The organism is Leucobacter coleopterorum, from assembly GCF_011382985.1.
Classification (GTDB): domain Bacteria; phylum Actinomycetota; class Actinomycetes; order Actinomycetales; family Microbacteriaceae; genus Leucobacter; species Leucobacter coleopterorum.
Window position 1 is genome coordinate 1,058,796 of sequence record NZ_CP049933.1, and the last position, 17,681, is coordinate 1,076,476.

Sequence of the window (17,681 nt, forward strand, 5' to 3'; positions counted from 1 at the left end):
CTCAGACTAAGCGGCAAACTGGCACCGCTGGATTAATCGGGAGAAGACTAACCCCGAGTCACGCACTCGCCCACTAGGTTCCGGGACAAGAGCTGCGCGAGATCCTCGCCCCTGAAACCTGCGTCGAGCAGGTAGCCGAGTTTTGCGATTGCTGCCTCGAGCGTCAGGTCACTACCGTCGAGCACGCCCGCTGCCGCCAACTCGTGACCCACGGCGTAGCGCGCGAGATCCACACCGCCTGTCGCACACTGCGTGATTGCCAGGACAGGGATCTCGCTGCAGATCTCACGTAGCACCCCCAGCATGCCGGGGCGCGCCATCGGGGCGTTGCCGCTGCCGTAGCACTCCAGCACGAGTCCATCGGGTTTGCCACCGACGGCCGCGCGCACGTCTTCTGCCGTGACACCCGGTACGAAGCGGAAACTGAGCACACGCACGGGGTTGCGGCTGTCAGGTTCTGCGAGGAGTTTCGGGGTGCCGCTGGGCTGGCTCGCGAGGGGTAGGGCCGCTTCGAACGCGGTGAGTGAGGTGCTGCTGTGTTTTGTGGTGCGCACTGCGGGCAGGATCGCGCCGCCGAACACAATCGACACCGGTGAGCCGAGTGCGGCCCTCGCGGCGGTGCGCAGTGCGAGTGTGAGGTTTGCGATGGCATCGGTGTTGTCGGCGCCGTGCGGAAACTGGCTGCCTGTCACAACGACGGGCACGCCAAGGTCTGCGAGGTCAAAGGCGAGACGTGACGCGGTGTAGGCGAGTGTGTCGGTGCCGTGGGTGATAACGACACCCCTTGGACGCTGCGTGCGCACCCTTGCGCGGATTGCACGGGCGATGCGCGGTGCAGTGCTCGCGTCGGCGTTGGCGCTGTCAATCGATGGGTGTAGATGATTTATGCGCCAGTTGATCCCGAGTGGAGTTGCGATGTCGGCGATGAGCGCCTCAAGGATCTCGGGGAAATCGGGATCTGGGGCGAGCCCGTTGTCGGTGCTGCGCATGCCGATCGTGCCGCCCGTGGCGAAGACGAGTACGGAGGGCTTTGGCCCGGGGTTCGTGGACATCCCTCTATTGTGTCTGAAAGTGGGGTGGGGCGTGGGTGGTAAGTGGGCGGGGAAGCGGACGCGGCGCAAGAGCGAGAGCAGTAGGGCTCAGGGCGTGAATGTCGGTGGTGCAATCTAGACTGGGGGGCACAATGAGCGACTTCGAACTTCTTGATCCTTTTGGGATCCCCTACGGCCCGGGGTGGCGGGTAACGGCGGTGACGGTAACACGGGTGCCGCCGCAGGCGGGGCTGATCCGCTGCTTGACGGACTGAACCCGGCGCAGTCTCGGGCGGTGACGGCGCGTGGGCCCGCGCTGCTGATTGTTGCGGGGGCGGGGTCAGGCAAGACCCGTGTGCTGACCCATCGCATTGCGCACCTGATTCGCCAGCGCGAAGCCTGGCCGAGCCAGATTCTTGCGATCACCTTTACGAACAAGGCCGCGGCCGAGATGCGCGAGCGCATTGACGGACTGCTTGGTTCGGGGGCCGAGGGCATGTGGGTGTCAACGTTCCACTCGGCCTGCGTGCGAATCCTGCGCCGAGAGGCTGAGCGCTTTGGGTACGTGTCGGGCTTCACGATCTACGATTCGGCCGATTCGCGCGCGCTGCTGAAACGAATCATCAAGGAGCTTGACGCCGACACCTACGGCTTCACTCCGGCGAACGCTGGATCGAAGATATCGCGGTTGAAGAACGAGCTCACCGACGCCGATGCTTACGCAAAAACGATGAACGAGAGCGATCCGCGTGACCGCCTCTTTGTCGAGATCTTCAAGCAGTACGAGCAGGAGTTGCGCCGGGCCAACGCCTTCGACTTCGATGATCTCATCGGACAGACGGTTCACCTGTTCCGCGCGCACCCCGACGTTGCTGCGATCTACCAGCGGCGCTTCCGGCACATTCTGGTTGACGAGTACCAGGATACGAACCACGCGCAGTATTCCTTGATTCGCGAACTCACCCGGCCGGTCGAACCCGAAGAAGTTGAGCGGTTGGTGCCGCCGATTCGAGACCGTGAAATCGACGCGTCGGGGCGGATCCCGGCCGCGAACCTCACCGTGGTGGGTGACTCCGACCAGTCGATCTACGCGTTCCGCGGTGCCGACATTCGCAACATCGTTGAGTTTGAGCGGGACTTCAAGGGTGCCGAAGTCGTGAAACTCGAGCAGAACTATCGCTCGACGCAGAACATTTTGAGCGCTGCCAACGCCGTCATTGGCAATAACTTCGACCGCCAAGAGAAGAACCTCTGGACGGCGGAGGGAGACGGCGAGCGTATCGTTGGCTTCACGGGGTACTCGCAGCACGACGAGGCTCGGTTTGTCGCCGAAGAGGTCGAGGATCTGCACCGAGCGGGACTCAACTACAGTGACATCGCAGTGTTCTATCGCACGAACTCGCAGACGCGTGCGCTTGAAGAACTGCTGATTCGCTCGGCGATCCCGTATCGTGTGCTCGGCGGCACCAAATTCTACGAGCGCGCCGAGATCAAAGATGCGATGGCGTATCTGACCAGCATTGCGAACCCCTACGATCCAATCACCTGGTCCCGTTTGCTGGGGGCTCCGAAGCGCGGAATTGGTCCGATGGCCGAGGCTCACCTTGCCAACTTCCAAGAGGCGCAGGGCCTCAATTTTCACGAGGCCATGCTGCGCTGCGACGAACTCTCGTTCGGGCCGAAGGTGCGCGGGGCGATCCTGAGCCTTGCTGAGCTGCTGACTCGCGCCGCCAAAATGGCCGCCGGGGATCCTGAGCATGATCAGGCACCAGCACCCGTTGGCGACCTGCTCAAGCTGATTCTCGACGAGACCGAGATGATCGAGAAGCTGCGGGCCAAGCGCGATCCGCAAGACGACGCGCGCGCCGAGAACCTTGAAGAGCTCGTGGCCGTAGCTCGCGAGTTCGACGTGAAGCAGCCCGGGGCGGGGCTGATCGCGTTCCTGACCGAGGTGAGTCTGGTGGCGGCCGCCGACGATCTCGATGATTCCAGCGGCACTGTGTCGCTCATGACCATGCACACGGCGAAGGGGCTGGAGTTTAAGGCTGTGTTCATTACTGGCGTTGAAGAGGGGCTGCTGCCGCACCAGATGTCGGTTGATGAGGTCGGCGGCATCAATGAGGAGCGGCGCCTCATGTACGTCGGCATCACGCGCGCTCGTGAGCGGCTGTATCTTACCCTCGCGAGCACCCGAGCGGTGTTCGGAGACGTGTCTGTGGCCATGCCGTCGCGCTTCCTGCAAGAGATTCCCGAGGGGCTCATTGACTGGCGGCAGTCACCGGGTGAGGTGACGAGTCGCGGCGGCACCGAGTCGCGGGCGCTGAACGCGCCGCGTGGTGGTGGCTACGGTGGCAGCGGGGCGGGATCCCGCTCGCGCACTGACTCCTCCGTGAGTTTTGGGTCTGGTGGCGGTTACTCAAGCGCGGCCGTCAGTGAACCCGCGAGCGGCAACATGCAGTCGGCGCTCGACAAGTGGCGAGAGCGAAAGAAGGCGGCGAAGCAGGCTCAGGCGGCCGGGGAGGGTTCCCTAATACGATCATGGGGAACGTGCGCGACAACGGTGACATGGAGCTCGCGCCCGGTGACCGTATCCGGCATGACGAGTACGGCGAGGGACGGGTCTCTGCGGTCACGGGTGCGGGATCGAAGCGGATCGCGCACGCCGTGTTTGATTCCGTGGGCGAGCGAAAGCTGCTTGTGAAGCTCGCTCCGATTGAAAAGTTGGAGTAGCTGGAAGCTTATTAGCTCGGTAGATCATGAGGCAGGCCCATGCTGCAGTGCTCCGCTAGTCAATCGAATAATAGAATTTTGCGTGCGGCCGGACACTTATTTTCCATTCGACACACCCATTGAATGAATAACCCTGTCTTGCACGCGATACCCTATACATACCTCGCAGTATTCGGTATCGTGATCATGATTTTTTCGTCGTTTTGGGCCGAACATAACAAACCCAACAAGAGCGGGTGCGGCAACCATCATAATTAGCCACCAAGGAAACCCCGCTTCCCCCTCTCCGAAGACTTGCTGCTCGGCCTGTTCCGGCAGAGCCGCTCGAACTCCACGTACGAGCAACCGGTGGGTATTGACATTAAGGGGGTGCAAGTTACCAGCGTTACATAGTCCTCACCCGGTGTAATAATGAGGTCTTTGATGTTGTCGGGTGTGACGATTGAGATCTGATCCACTTGATAAGAAAGCTCTTCCCCCATCACTCTGATGGAGAAGTAGTCCCCCCTCTTCACCTCACCCAGCCGCGTGAGCATCGAGGCTTGCGGTAAACCAGAGTGTGCAGTCATGACGGCGTGTGTTCCTTTTCCCCCGACTGGAAGTGAAGAACCGAAAAGGTGGCCACCACCGTCCTCAAGTGCTTTGGCCTCTGTGCCATGACGAATGGGCAACTTTACAGCGATCTTAGGGATGCTCAATTCTGCCATTACGTCACTGTCAGGCAATCGGAGTTGCCGTGTGTAGTCTTCGTAGGTCGCTGACGTGTCCTCACGGTCGTTGCTGTTGCTGTAGGGGTCACGCAACACACCGAGCGGCAGGGTTTTGTTGTAGCTTCTTGCCGCGGCAAGTATTTGAAGTCGTTCTCTGTCAGGTAAAGATTGGGCTTCTCGCGCGTAAGAATCCACGAGATCTCCCTGCGTACGAGCCGACACCCAAGTCGCTGCAGCCGGGTAGCACATCACACTGACGCCGACGAATGCGGCGATAAGTACGGCGATTTTTGTCCACATTAGACTGCGATTCGATTTGGCAGCCTCATTCTGTGCCTTCACCAATACGTGCTCACCCTCAATACTGACTCATACAGCTGACCGGCACGGCGCAAAGGCCACTGCCCTCACGCCGCGCCGATCAGATCAGATCAGGAATTATGCTTCCTGTGTGCTTCTGCGACGTGCGCGCACGGCAAGCAACACTGTTCCCGCGAGCAGGACAGTTCCAGCCCCATAGAACAGGCCAGCGCTCAACACAGATCCTGTGAAAGGTAGCTCAAATCCGCCATTTGCTGGTGAGTTCTCAACCGTGAAGTCAACAACTGAGTCAGCATCGCCAACGGTCACCCGGACCGGCTCAGCAAGGAGCTCATAGCCGGTAGGAGCCTTTGTCTCAACGATCCAGTAATACTGGTACCCAGGGTCCCCTGGAGAAACAGGGGCATTATTCACCCAGCCAGACTGATGCAATCCCGAGATTGTCACGAGACCGCTCGCGTTCGTTGTCCAAGTCGAGACGCCACCGATTTCGATCGGGTTCACGCCATCGCGAGCATCGTTTTCAGAGGCATAAACCTGAAAAGTCGCTCCGGCAAGTTTCGTGTTGTTGTCTGCTGCACTGACCTTAGAAATGGTGACGTTGCCGTACTTGACGACGGGCTCAGGCGTAGGTGTTGGGCCGCCTGGCTCTCCTGGCTGAATATCAAAGCTTGCTGCGTTGGGGTAAATGATCGCCTGGTTAGGAATATCGCCGACTTCGTTGATGACGGTTGCAATAACTACCTTGACGCTAGCCGTCTTGTTTGCAACGAGTTTCGCGCGACCGTCCGCCGTAAAGTCCACTGTCACACGAGTGCCATCAGCGCCGCTCGGCGGCACCGTGTTCACCGTGTAATCCGTATTTAGAGTGAGTGGAGTGCCATTGCTCAGTGACACAGTGGTGCTGCTGTAGGTCAGGCGTGAGTCGAGAGGGTCGACGATGCGGTAACCGTCAAGCGTGTCAACATTGGGAATGTATCCGGTGATAGTCCAGGTGATTTCATCACCAACTTTGAGCTTGCCAGCATCCTCAACGGTCTTCTCACCGGGATTGTTGACGGCGTTCTTGGGGTAGATATGCACGTTATACATCCACGAGTCGGTGTCGACCGGATCTGTCATGGGACCGTCACAAGAAACGGAGCGCCGGCGGTTGTTCCCGCGGGCACAATTGTTTCGGTGACGAGGTAGACGCCGAGCGGCAGATTCGAGGCAATAGCGTCGCCGTTGTTGTCTGAAGTGGCAGTTGTGGTGTAGCCCTTGGTTGCGAGAGCCGCTGCATTGGGGTGAGCGTTTGCAGGGCAGTCCAGCCGGCGTTTGTCGTCAGGTTGTAGCTTGCCGGATCAACCTGCTCGACGGAAAAGGTTACGCCGGGTAGAGGCTCAAGGCCAGCTGTGCTGGCGGCGGGCAGTTCGCGGCCGTCGTGTGCGAGTCCGGTTGCAGTCTCTGGTTTCTTGAACTTATGGATTGAGAGCGTGCCTGTTTGATCCGGGTCGATCGTCGAGGCTGAAACCGCTGAAGCGGCGGAAGCCGCGCCGAAAGCGAGTAGTACGGTCGCCGAAACAACCGAAAACGCGCGGATCAGCCGCCGTTTCTTTTGGATTTCCATGAATTATCTTCTTTCATTCTCGAGTTTCGGCCTGCGCATAGGCGCGGGCCGAGGAGGAACACCGAAGTTCGGTGTGGTCTAGGCCTGAAACGGCTTGCGGCGTCGCAGGAGGTAAGCGGTGGCGAGTGCGATGGCTACAAGAGCGCAACCTGCCAACATGGGAATGGTCCAGGGGATGTGCCCCCAGCTTTTGGAAGTACCAGCGTCGCGACATCTGACACAACAAGCGTGTTGCGTTCGATTGAGACAAGGCCATCAGGGGTGGCATCCATGCTTAGCTGGCCATTCGCTGCGATCTGAAATCGAACCGGATTGGCGAGCAACACGTGACCGTTGGGTGCGCGCACTTCTTCGATCCAGTAGTGACCCGGAGCCACTCCTGTGGCTTCAAAATGTCCGGTGTCACCCGTGCCGGTTACCAGTTGGTTTGTGAGCGGTGCCCCCGGCCTACCGGATTCATCCGAAAGTAAACGGAACGCAGCACCGTCAAGGAGAGCGCCACCCGCGTGTGCCGATGCTCGTTTTTCGATCGCGATCCGTCCGCTTGAAGGAGTGTCGGTCTCGCACTCGGGTTGTGGTGCGGAATTGGGCGCGCAAGACGTGGGCTCAGAACTACCGTTTCCGGAGACCGTGTTGTGAAGATTTACACTCCAGGCATCGTTATTGACCCGAACCGAGTAAGTGAGCTTGGCCTGCTCTCCAGCGGGAAGCATGAATGGTTCTGTTTGCAACGACGTGCCGATTGGGTCGGATACCTCAATAGGTGCTTCGCTACCTACTCGCAACTTTGCCGACCCAGAAACAAAGCTCGCATTATTGAGTACACCACTGAGGTTGTCGCTGAGCACTACATCTTCAACGTCTCCACTGACACTCGTTGCAGTCACGGTGTAGTCCACCTGCTGACCAGGGTCGACGAAGGTGCCTGCGGGAATCGAAGTTGTCTTTTGCACGTTCCACTCAGGCGGCTCGATGGTTGTGACCGCCTCGGCAGTGTTGTTTGTGAGATCAGTGTCGATATCGCTGCCAAGTACTTGTGCTCGGTTCACGACCTTCGTACCAGGTGTGCGTGGTGCGGTACCAGCGATTTCGAGATGGAACGTTTGCCCGGGTTCAAGCACTGAGGGCACAACCTGTGTTGTATCCGTACCCGAAAGTTGAACGTCAACGTCAGTTGCCGCTGCTGGCAGAATCTGCCATTTCTCTGGTGAAACCGAGCAACTCAGGTCTCGGCCAGTTAGCGAGCAGCCCGTGGGTGCTGAAACTAGTCGCGGGTTCTCCACGGACTCCGGCACCGCATCACGAATGAGGAAACCGTGTGAGCCCGCGGTGACCTGATCATCGATATCTATGAACGGACGCGTGAGGCCCAGATTCGCGACACTGACGTCGATGTTCCAGTTGATGTCGCTCCCGGAGGCAACTGACGCAGGAGCAGATTTGCGGATCGAAAGATCAGCAGAAGGCGACCATGCCTGGATCCCAAGGTTGCTTAGGATAACAGAGTCCTTGAAGGCAGAGGGGGATTCAACAGACTGTTTAGTGACCATCGCAAAGTAGCGCGCCTCGATAGTGACGCTGCTGACTAGACCGGAAACTTGCAGGGTGCCCCAATAGCCAAGTGGCCGATTGCCGTTTCGCTCCGCAATCGGAAATTGGTCCCCGCCGTAATCGAAAGTACCGTCTCTGTAGTCCGGGTGAATTGTTTGATCGCCCCGTTGGATCTCGTGTAGACGTGTCGTGTCGGCCTGAACGCCATCGATCTCGACAATGCTGGGATTCCAGTAGGTGGAGAAATTGAAGGAGAGGTCCTCGCCGGCAAAAGCAGCATGCACAGGAGCGAACATGACAATCGGGTTCACCTGTGGCCGATCCCAAGAAATAGTCACTCTCGGCGTGTAATCACAGTCTCGGATGGAGCCGGTTGGAAGAGGTAAACCGTCGTTGTATAGGCAGTTCTTTACCTCGTCTCGCAATGGCGCTGTTACACTCTGACCAGCGCTAGCATCTCTATCAGAAATTCCGAGGTTTGACCCACCGCCAGTGGTCACGATGTAATCATTCGGAGACTCAACCTTGACGGTGACATCACCAAAGCCACCGGGCATCTTCCCCGTATTTGTGTACCCCGGAGTATTTGGCATCAGCGGTCGTTCGTAACTGCGAGTGACGCTGCTTGCTGCTTCTGCAGGACCCGCGACTCCGTTCGTCACGAGCAGCGCGGTGAGCGCACCGAGTGCCGCGACGCATCTGATGACAAGGCGTGAAACGCGATTTGACCGGTGTGCCGGTCTCAACGTGCTTGCGTGCATTCTGAGTTACCTCGTAATCCTTTATCATTCCGTGCTCCTTGTGTGTTCAGGAGCACATCCCGAATACAGGCATGCAAGAAGCGGGTTTGAACTTACGCGAGCGCCAAAACTTTTTTCGTATGCGCAGATAATTTCCTCTCGGAGTCTCTTTGCAGGTACTTCCAAGGCATTTAGCACAAGTGCAAACTATGGTGAACGCTTGATGTCTACAGAACCGATCCTGACCCTTGAATTCACGAGCGACACACCCGCGACGGAAGATGACGACGCTGCCCTTTTGCAGCGGATACGGGAGGGCGATACATCAGTTTTCAGCGAGCTCTGGGAGAGACACTCAGTGTTCGCGCAGAAGGTTGCCCGGGTTCAAACCTCTTCTTTTGACTCCGATGATTTGGTATCTGAGTCTTTTACGCGCATCTACCGAATTCTCCTGAATGGTGGTGGTCCCAAGGGTGACTTTCGTCCATATCTGTACGTGACAATTAAAAACCTGGCGCGCGAGTGGGGGCGCTCGCTCCGCGAATTCACCATGCCCGATGAAGAGTGGTTGGAATCTTTGGAGCTGGAAGAGCCCGGTCCGGAAGCGTTGAGTAGCGATACGCTCCTCGCACACGCTTTTGCCGAACTCCCTCAGCGGTGGCAAGAAGTCCTCTATCGTGTCGAGATTGAGGGTGTGTCACCCGCGGCCCTCGCAAAGCACCTGGGTTTGACCCCAAACACAACCCACCAGCTCATACGCCGTGCTCGCGAAGGGCTCCGGGAAGCGTGGGTGCAGGCCCATATTCCTCTTCGCGTTGCCGGATCGGAGTGTCGTTGGGCGACTGAACGCATGGGAGCATACGAACGTGATCGATTGAGTAAACGAGAACGAGGACGATTCGAACGTCACGTTGAAGACTGCATCGAGTGCTCTCAACTGGTCAAACTTGCGGAGCAGGCCGGCTCCCGGATACGAGTAGTCTTGTTTCCGATCTTGCTTGCCGGTGGACTCGAAGTATGGCGGTCCAAACAAGCTACCGTGGCCAGTGCTGATACCGGAGGCCTGGTGAATGCTCGACGAAACAAGCATGTGAGCAGGGGGCAAACATCAATGCTGGCCCCTGGGCGAATTGCGGTGGGGGCACTGCTTGTATGCGCTTTGGTGATTCTCTTCACTGCCTTGGACAACGCTTCGCCTGCCGGAGGTGCGGCGGTGTCGCAACCTGATCCCACACGTGAGACTATTGACGGGGTGAAAGCACCGCTGGTACTTTCAACGCCCTGGTCCCAGCAGGCTGTAACGGCAGCGTCGCCTCGGAAACGGCTAGGGGCTGTCGAACCGGGTGATGACCAAACTCAAGAAGACACAGCGTCTCGTTCTGCTCAAGACTCAGAACCAGACGATCGTGAGACATCGCCTGATACGAATATAACCGAGCAAACAATCGAGCAGCCAAGCTACAATATTGAATTCTTACCTCTGGCTTGGGGGAGCCGAGGAGGCGAGGGCACAAACTTTACCGAGCTCGTCTCTCTGCGGATCAGTAATGCGGGTGAAGTGACTCCAAATCAGCCACTCACGTTGTCCGTGTCACACCCGATACCACAGCATTGGTCGATCTCTGACGTCTTGCGTAACGGACTCACGGATCCTGCCATCTCGTTCACACACTCGTCCGGCTCAACATTTGTCACGATCCAGGATCCACCCGGTGCTGGTGAGTCCACAGTGATTACGTTTGCGCTCACCTACGACTGGTCGAGTTGGTCTCACGACTTCGTGTTGAACCCGGACTTCTCTTCATCTCGCATCGATCGACCTGGTACTGCGATAACCGTCCGAGTCTATAGTGACACTCCAGAAGGGTCTAACGTCGAAAGCACGGTTTACTTGTGGAGTCATACAACTGGCACACCCGCCCCTTAAAGTATTGTATTTCGTTTGTATCGGCCTACAAGGATGAGGGTCAGTTTGCTAGGGCCTGTATCGAGAGTCCACTGGCTTGATGCATGTGATAGCTTTTGCTGTGCAGTATTTCAACACATGTAGATAAATTGTGATTGGGGTCTGATGTTTTTGGGATTTCCCCATGTTTTCAGCTTGCGCGTCTATACTTTAGTCACGTTGTGTTGCCTAGATATATATCTCGTTCGGCCACGACCACATGTTTGGGGCATGGTCTTCGAAAACTAGTGATATTGCTATGCGGTGGGGAGCCGGATTTGTCTTTGAATACACCTCGGTCTGTTCGTAAGTTGCGCGGTCTGAAATTTGCTGCGGGCAGCGCCGCTCTTTTGTTGCTCGGAGGTTTAGCTGCACCGGCCGCTGCCGTAGAGACCTCGGTGCAACAGGGGCCAACAGCTGGTGGTACCGAGGTTGCTATTACCGATCTCGCTCTCAATGAGTCCATGCAGGTCTTTCCGACTTCGCGCTTTACCCTCGGGATCGGCGGAGATGGGGTGCTCTATGGCTGGGGAGCAACAACTATGGTCAGCTGGGTGAAGCTCCACTTCCAGCAGGCGAATCATGGGTACCAGAGCCGACCGAGGTTGATAGGACCGGTGTGTTCGATAGCCCGGTGGCAAAAGTTGCTCCCGGTCACGGTAGTGCTTTAGCTCTCACTGAGATGGGGACGTTGTACGCCTGGGGTGACAATAGGGGTGGCCAGCTGGGCAACGGCTCCCTCACTTCAACGCACATACCCACTCCTGTTGACATGACCGGTGTTCTCGCGGGCAAGGAAGTTGTTGACATTGCGGTGATCGGCATGAATGAAACGTACATGGCGGTCACTCGAGACGGTCTGATGTACACCTGGGGCTACGGCACCACGCACGGCCAGCTAGGTAACGGCATTCTGGGGAATTCCTCCGTACCTGTTGCGGTCGACACGAGTGGAATCTCACCTAGTCCCAAGGTTGTCGAAGTGTTTGGTGGCACGCAGTCCATGACCTGGCTCGCCCGCACAGATGATGGCAGGCTCATTAACTGGGGGTACGGCCTCCAGGGGCAGCTGGGGCATGGACGCTTCGGGAACGAGTCAAAACCAGTCGCCGTAAACACAAGTGGTGTCCTCGCGGGAAAACAAATCACTAGTGTCGCGACCTCCGTTGGTAGCAACGGTGCGGTTTTTGCGCTCACCTCAGACGGGCAGGCATTTAGTTGGGGGTACAACTCCTATGGCCTTCTTGGAAATGGGTCAACAACTGATAGTTCGATCCCTGTCGCTGTAAACATGAGCGGTGTGCTCGCGGGGAAGACCATAACGAAATTGGTGGCGGGATCCACTTCAAACCACGCGATCGCTCTTGCAAGCGACGGAAAACTCTACGCGTGGGGAGAAGGTTACTACGGTCAGATGGGGAACGGAACGAGTGGTAACCCTGGGATACGCAACCCTCTTCCTGCAGCAGTGGATATGACGGGTGTGCTCGCGGGAAAAACCATCGAGGACGTTCAGATCGCCTGGAACACGACACTCGTTATCGCTGATGGTCAGGCTTACTCCTGGGGTACTTACACCGGAACGCCAGGGCCACGAGTGACGTGAAGACAACTCCCGTTGCGGTCGACACGAGCGGTCCCACAGCTGGTAAGACCATTGTGCGGAGTTACCTCAGTTCGCGCATCGACTACATGTACCGCACGCTTCAAGATAGCGACGGCAACCTCTACTCTTGGGGTGGGCCGTACGTTCTTGGGGCGGGAGGAGCTACGATCTATTCCTCGACCCCGGTTGCGGTTCTGATGCCGGAGTCTGACATATCCGTGAATTTTGGTGACTCGCCCGCTGCCTCTATCGAAAGGACGGGGGTAACCTCGGTTACCGCGGTGACTCCGTCTCATGTCTCGGGGAAAGTTCCTGTGACGGTTCGCTATGGTGACAGGGTCTTCGCCGCTGGCGATTTTACTTTCGGAACCCCTCCGGTTGTTCTCGTAAACCCTAAATCGGCGAGTGTTTCACCAGGGGCGACCGTTCGGATGCAAGCCGCCGGGCAGGGAGACGAGACGCCTGCCGTGGCCTGGCAGGTGTCTCAAGACGATGGACAAACCTGGGTTGCTTACGAAGCTGATGCCCCTGCCGCGCTGAGTGAACTTGAGACGTCTGCTGAATTAGTTCTCGAGTCGGTCAGCGCTGAACTCGACGGGTCGCTGTTTCGGGCTGTCTTTACAAATGACCTGGGGCAAGCTGTTACGGCTGAAGCCAGTGTCACCGTCAACGAGAACGTTGGCCCAACAGAAAAGCCCAAGCCGCCCACAGTGAATCCTGGTGGGAAAGACGAGGGAGAGAATCCCGGCGGAGGACTCCCAACCACGGGTGGGAACGAGGATGTAGTGGCGGGCATCGTTTCGGTTGCTCTCATAGGAATCTTCGCTGGAACAATTGTGCTAATGATGAGGAAACGGTCATACGTACGGTAAAGCAATAACTTAAGTGAGGCAGTGCTTGGGGGTAGAATTTAGGTGGGATCAATCACGCATTCATGTGATGGATTGCTACGGTTTAGAGGCAACGTAAGGAATCGGTGGGCTCTCAGCCAGGGCCCTGAAGTTGGTGGAGACTCGGCGACCTGTTCTCGTCCAATTGCGATGCCCACAAGTTCGATAATTTTCCAGAGCGTGCGTGCCCATGGTTCGAGGGTGGTATCTCGGAGATATCAGAGCGTAACACGCATGCAGTTTTTTGCTCAGCTGGCGAGTGGAAGTCTCTTGTCAAACTCCCGTCGATCAAGAAGCAGGAACAGGAGGAATTCCAAGAACCCGCAAGAATGCGTTGCTTTTGCTGCTCGAATTCCGCCGCCCAGTGGTTTTGCTGACGACGGTTTGTACTGCCAATGACGTGCGTTGCAGCGGACACGCGAGCTGCAGCGCGAAGCAGACTCGTCGTTATTCCCCTCTCGGCTTTCTTGAGTAGATCTTCTAGTTCGTCGATGGGGATACCGCCAGTAGAAATTTCTCGGCCCCCAGCAGCCGCGATCTGGGCTGCGACGGGAGCGAAGCACCGATCCTTAAACGCAACTACGACCGCTACCTGGCCGGGGGAGAATTCTGCCGCAACTATCTCTAGATCCTCTGCGTCGAGTAGGTCTGAAGCGGCGCCGCCAAACAAGCTGGCATCAAAGTCGCCGAAATTGAGTGCGTGGAGGGGAAGCTGAGGCGTTGGTGTCGTTGCGGGACACAAATTCAAGGTCAGGCGGTTTAATGAACCCAGATGTCACTCCGTTACGCAGTGCATTACCAAGACCCGCACCCTTGGGTGCAACGACTGCTGCGTATTCAACGGCTCCCGCAAATTCTGGTAGTCTCACCGGTCGACGCACCACCCACTAGAAGAATACCTCGGGGAGCAAGAGAAGGCGTAAGTTGGGTGCGTTGACTTGCAGATCAAGTGAAGACGGTATGGGATCGGTGGCGGGCAGGGCAGCCCTCACGCATGATTGCACGGGAGTTACGTTGCTCCACACAAAAAGTGAGACACCACATCGCGCTCACTGGCGGCATCCGCCCCACACGCCGCAAAAGATAAGTACTGCGTTTATCTCTCCACGAGCGCGAAGAAGTTTCGCGCGGAATCGCGGCAGGAGTCTCGGCAAGAACGATCAGTACCCTTGTGGGGAAGACCGCGTTGACGATCTCACACAAGATCGAACGCAACGGCGGAAGAGCTCGCTACCGAGCCACCTGGCTGATGAGCGGGCCTGGGAACACTCGAGACGGACTTGCCCCCTCAACACTTGACCGCAACGAGGAACTCAGTGAGCTGGTGCGCTTCAAACTCGCCGAGGACTGTTCACCGCAACAGATTGCTGCTTGGCTGAAAACCGTGTTCCCCGATGAACCCGACTGGTGGATCTCGCACGAAGCGATCTATCGGACGCTCTGCAACTCCATACGATTGTCGCTGCTCTCAACGCTTGTGAAGCATTTACGTTCTGGCCGCAGGGTTAGACATCCATGCGTTGCTTCGAAAATGGGGCAAGGACGGGGCCGTCTCGTGGGTATCAAGTCGATCCGTTCCCGGCCCGTTCAGGTGCAGCAACGAACCGAGGTCGGGCATTGGGAAGGCGATCTCGTCATAGGCAAAGACCTTCCGCTGTCGCGCGTTTGGTCGAGCGTTCCACCCGACGACTCCGCCTGGTCAAACTCGACGGGATTAAAGCAGGTGATGTGCGGGCCACCCTGGTCCGTAACCTCCGGCAGGTGCCGTCAGGACCGTTGCGGTCGCTCACTTGGGTCAGGGCGAGAGATAAGCGAGCATGTCAAGATCGCGAAACAGTTAGGGATTGATATTTACTTCTGTGACCCGGGCTCCCCTGGCAGAGAGGTCGTAATGAGAACACGAACCAGCTCCTCCGTAAATATCTCCCGAAGAGGACCAATGTCTCTCTATCTCGCACAGGACGAGTTTGATCAGATCGCCGAACGCATCAACACGAGGCCTAGGAGGGTGTCGGGCTGGAACACCAGCGAGGACCTCTACCACCTCGCTGCCGGTGACCACGAGACCCATCTGGGGTGACCGGGAAAGTCATCGACACAGTGTGCGGAGCGTATCCTCAATGATGTCCTCGGAGAGTGCACCCGCACAGAAAAACCTACCCGCAGTCGCGAGTACCATAATTTCAAGCACCACTGGAAGCTTGAGCACGCCGTGAACGAAGGGCAAGCAGGCTCCCACACCAAACAGCCTGATTCCCGCCAAGGCTGACAGTAACGTCATCTTTGTGCCGGTGTCTGCTAGCTCTTTGGGGACAACACCTGGCGTTGTCATCGGTGGCGGGATCGGAACCGAAGTTACTCGTAACTCTGCGGGGATTCAACCTGGAGTATTGTACCGTTCTTAACCAAGAGAGCTTCGCTATCTGCAAGCATTCGGAGTCCGGGGATGCCCTCGAACTGTCTTGCTAGGGTGGCGATAAGTTCAGGTGGGTAAGGGGCAGCAACCCATCAGCGTGCGGGACAATCACCAAATCCACAAGATTAAGGCCACTGAAATCTTCTAGCATAATCCCTTCAGTGTGGCCGTCGAGCGCAATCGCTGGTTCGATACTTCTTCCCGTGACCATTGCGCCGGCGCTTGCCCCCATATAAGGCAGCCCTGCTCTAACTCGTTCGGATAAAACTGTATCGGCACCGACGCGCCGCAATGTCGCCATGAGGTAGTCTGCCATGCCTCCGGCTACATAGACTGCATCAACAGACTCAAGGGTTGACGTGAAATCCTCAGCAGTGCCGTTTCCCACTGTTACTGGCACTACTGAGTAACCAAGTTGCTGCAACTGGCGACGTTCCTCTTCAACAAAGGGAAGGCTGCCAAGCGGTTTTGAGGCATCGTCGACATAAGCGATTCGTGTAGATGTTCGAGAAGTAAGACCAATTGAATCTAAGAATCCCGGAACTGCACCGATGAATCTTGAGAGGAGAAGTATGTGCATACGGTCAATTTACAACAAGCAAACTTCAAACCAAGACGCTGGGGTGCGAGGTATTGCAATCTGTCTCACCCAGCACTGAGTTTAAATAATGCGAAGTGATCAATGTGCAAGCATGGGGTGTTGCGTTGACCGGTTGAGACCACCATTCGCTAGGTGTACCGGAAACTCTGGATGGTCTATTGCTGGTTATCATTAATATTCGCGTAAGGGAACATGTGTTTCAAGGGTGACCGTCGGAGCGGTCAGTTTGTCAAACCGCGCGGCGGGCGTTTCCGTTCCCGAACCGTCGTACGGTGCTAGACTGACCTCTGGTCGATTTATCTCGACATCGAGACATTTTTGCCTCGGGCACCTAAGAATCCCAAGCAAAGGAACAGTACGTGGATCTTTACGAGTACCAGGCACGAGATCTATTTGAGCGTTACGAGGTGCCGGTGCTGGCCGGCATCATCGCGGACACTCCCGAAGAAGCTCGTGCTGCCGCAGAGAAGATTGGCGGCGTTGTTGTCGTCAAGGCGCAGGTAAAGGTTGGAGGCCGCGGCAAAGCTGGCGGCGTGAAGGTTGCGAAGAACGCCGACGAGGCGTTTGCAGCCGCAGAGGCGATCCTCGGCCTCGACATCAAGGGGCACGTCGTCAAGCGCGTCATGGTCGCTGCCGGTGCAGACATCGCCCAGGAGTTCTACTTCTCGGTGTTGCTCGACCGCGCGAACCGCTCCTACCTCTCGCTGTGCAGCGTTGAAGGCGGCATGGAAATTGAGCAGCTCGCCGTTGAGAAGCCGGAAGCGCTCGCGCGCATCGAGGTTGATCCGATCGCTGGCATCGATGCCACGAAGGCCGTCGAGATTGCTCGCGCCGCGAACTTCCCGAAGAACTGGTCGAGAAGGTCGCAGCGGTCTTCGAGAAGCTCTACGCCGTCTACGTTGGTGAAGACGCAACCCTCGTCGAGGTGAACCCGCTCGTGCTCACCGGCGCTGGCGACATTATCGCGCTCGATGGCAAGGTCTCGCTCGACGAGAACGCTGAGTTCCGTCACCCAGAGCACGACGCGCTCGCCGACAAGGCCGCAGAGGATCCGCTCGAGGCGAAGGCCAAGGCGCAGGATCTCAACTACGTGAAGCTCGACGGTGAGGTCGGCGTGATCGGTAACGGTGCTGGGCTCGTCATGTCGACACTCGACGTTGTTGCATACGCTGGCGAGAACCACGGCGGTGTGAAGCCCGCGAACTTCCTCGACATTGGCGGTGGTGCCTCGGCCGAGGTCATGGCCGCTGGCCTCGACGTGATCCTTGGTGATCCGCAGGTCAAGTCGGTGTTCGTCAACGTATTCGGGGCATCACCGCGTGCGACGCGGTTGCCAACGGTATCGTGGGTGCACTCGCGACGCTCGGTGACTCGGCGAATAAGCCACTTATCGTGCGCCTCGACGGCAACAACGTTGAAGAGGGTCGCAAGATCCTCAACGAAGCTGCCCACCCACTCGTCACCCTGGCAGCAACCATGGACGAGGGTGCCGACAAGGCCGCTGAACTCGCCAACGCTCGCTAGCCCGCAC

Annotated in this window: 10 protein-coding genes and 3 pseudogenes; 7 read left to right on the forward strand and 6 right to left on the reverse strand. The window is 57.5% G+C overall.

Annotation, left to right across the window (positions count from 1 at the left end; translation table 11 throughout):
- Positions 1-47 precede the first annotated feature (47 nt).
- Entirely contained in the window at positions 48-1,052 is a 1,005-nt protein-coding gene (locus G7066_RS04985; protein ID WP_166329514.1) for an asparaginase domain-containing protein, read from the reverse strand.
- Between the two features lie 131 nt (positions 1,053-1,183).
- On the opposite strand from G7066_RS04985, the pseudogene G7066_RS04990 reads away from it, so the two are divergent.
- Positions 1,184-3,761, forward strand: a pseudogene (locus G7066_RS04990) (ATP-dependent helicase).
- A 254-nt stretch (positions 3,762-4,015) separates the two neighbouring features.
- Here G7066_RS04990 and G7066_RS04995 read toward each other — a convergent pair.
- From G7066_RS04995 to G7066_RS05010, 4 genes are all read right to left on the reverse strand, one after another.
- Entirely contained in the window at positions 4,016-4,771 is a 756-nt protein-coding gene (locus tag G7066_RS04995) for a class C sortase (RefSeq protein ID WP_166329516.1), read from the reverse strand.
- 138 nt (positions 4,772-4,909) lie between these two features.
- Positions 4,910-5,914 (reverse strand): SpaH/EbpB family LPXTG-anchored major pilin, encoded by a 1,005-nt coding sequence (locus G7066_RS05000; protein ID WP_166329518.1) that lies wholly within the window; start codon positions 5,912-5,914, stop codon positions 4,910-4,912.
- Complete coding sequence (locus G7066_RS17765) at positions 5,911-6,102, reverse strand: SpaA isopeptide-forming pilin-related protein (RefSeq protein WP_166331915.1); 192 nt, start codon at positions 6,100-6,102, stop codon at positions 5,911-5,913. The genes G7066_RS05000 and G7066_RS17765 overlap by 4 nt, the downstream gene beginning before the upstream one ends.
- A 433-nt stretch (positions 6,103-6,535) precedes the next feature.
- Positions 6,536-8,713, reverse strand: a complete 2,178-nt coding sequence (locus tag G7066_RS05010) for a prealbumin-like fold domain-containing protein (RefSeq protein WP_166329520.1) — start codon at positions 8,711-8,713, stop codon at positions 6,536-6,538.
- Between the two features lie 202 nt (positions 8,714-8,915).
- Here G7066_RS05010 and G7066_RS17770 point away from each other — a divergent pair, with 202 nt between their 5' ends.
- The 5 genes and pseudogenes from G7066_RS17770 (at position 8,916) to G7066_RS15785 (ending at position 15,213) form a co-directional block, all read left to right on the forward strand.
- Complete coding sequence (locus G7066_RS17770; RefSeq protein ID WP_166329522.1) at positions 8,916-10,619, forward strand: sigma-70 family RNA polymerase sigma factor; 1,704 nt, start codon at positions 8,916-8,918, stop codon at positions 10,617-10,619.
- A 544-nt stretch (positions 10,620-11,163) separates the two neighbouring features.
- The gene (locus tag G7066_RS05020) at positions 11,164-12,243 is read left to right on the forward strand and encodes an RCC1 domain-containing protein (RefSeq protein ID WP_482793359.1); all 1,080 of its coding nucleotides are present in this window, start codon (positions 11,164-11,166) and stop codon (positions 12,241-12,243) included.
- On the forward strand, positions 12,240-13,115 hold the full coding sequence (locus G7066_RS05025) for an IPT/TIG domain-containing protein (protein WP_166329526.1): 876 nt from the start codon (positions 12,240-12,242) through the stop codon (positions 13,113-13,115). Before G7066_RS05020 ends, G7066_RS05025 begins: the two co-directional genes overlap by 4 nt.
- Before the next feature lie 1,108 nt (positions 13,116-14,223).
- Positions 14,224-14,337: pseudogene (locus G7066_RS17775) on the forward strand (helix-turn-helix domain-containing protein); the annotation flags it as partial.
- A 735-nt stretch (positions 14,338-15,072) separates the two neighbouring features.
- Complete coding sequence (locus G7066_RS15785) at positions 15,073-15,213, forward strand: hypothetical protein (RefSeq protein ID WP_244303300.1); 141 nt, start codon at positions 15,073-15,075, stop codon at positions 15,211-15,213.
- Positions 15,214-15,598: 385 nt separating this feature from the next.
- Here G7066_RS15785 and G7066_RS05035 read toward each other — a convergent pair whose 3' ends face one another.
- Positions 15,599-16,129: a Type 1 glutamine amidotransferase-like domain-containing protein gene (locus G7066_RS05035; protein ID WP_166329528.1), complete on the reverse strand. Its 531-nt coding sequence runs from the start codon at positions 16,127-16,129 to the stop codon at positions 15,599-15,601.
- A 380-nt stretch (positions 16,130-16,509) separates the two neighbouring features.
- On the opposite strand from G7066_RS05035, the pseudogene sucC reads away from it, so the two are divergent.
- A pseudogene (sucC, locus tag G7066_RS05040) lies at positions 16,510-17,674 on the forward strand (ADP-forming succinate--CoA ligase subunit beta).
- Positions 17,675-17,681: the final 7 nt, after the last annotated feature.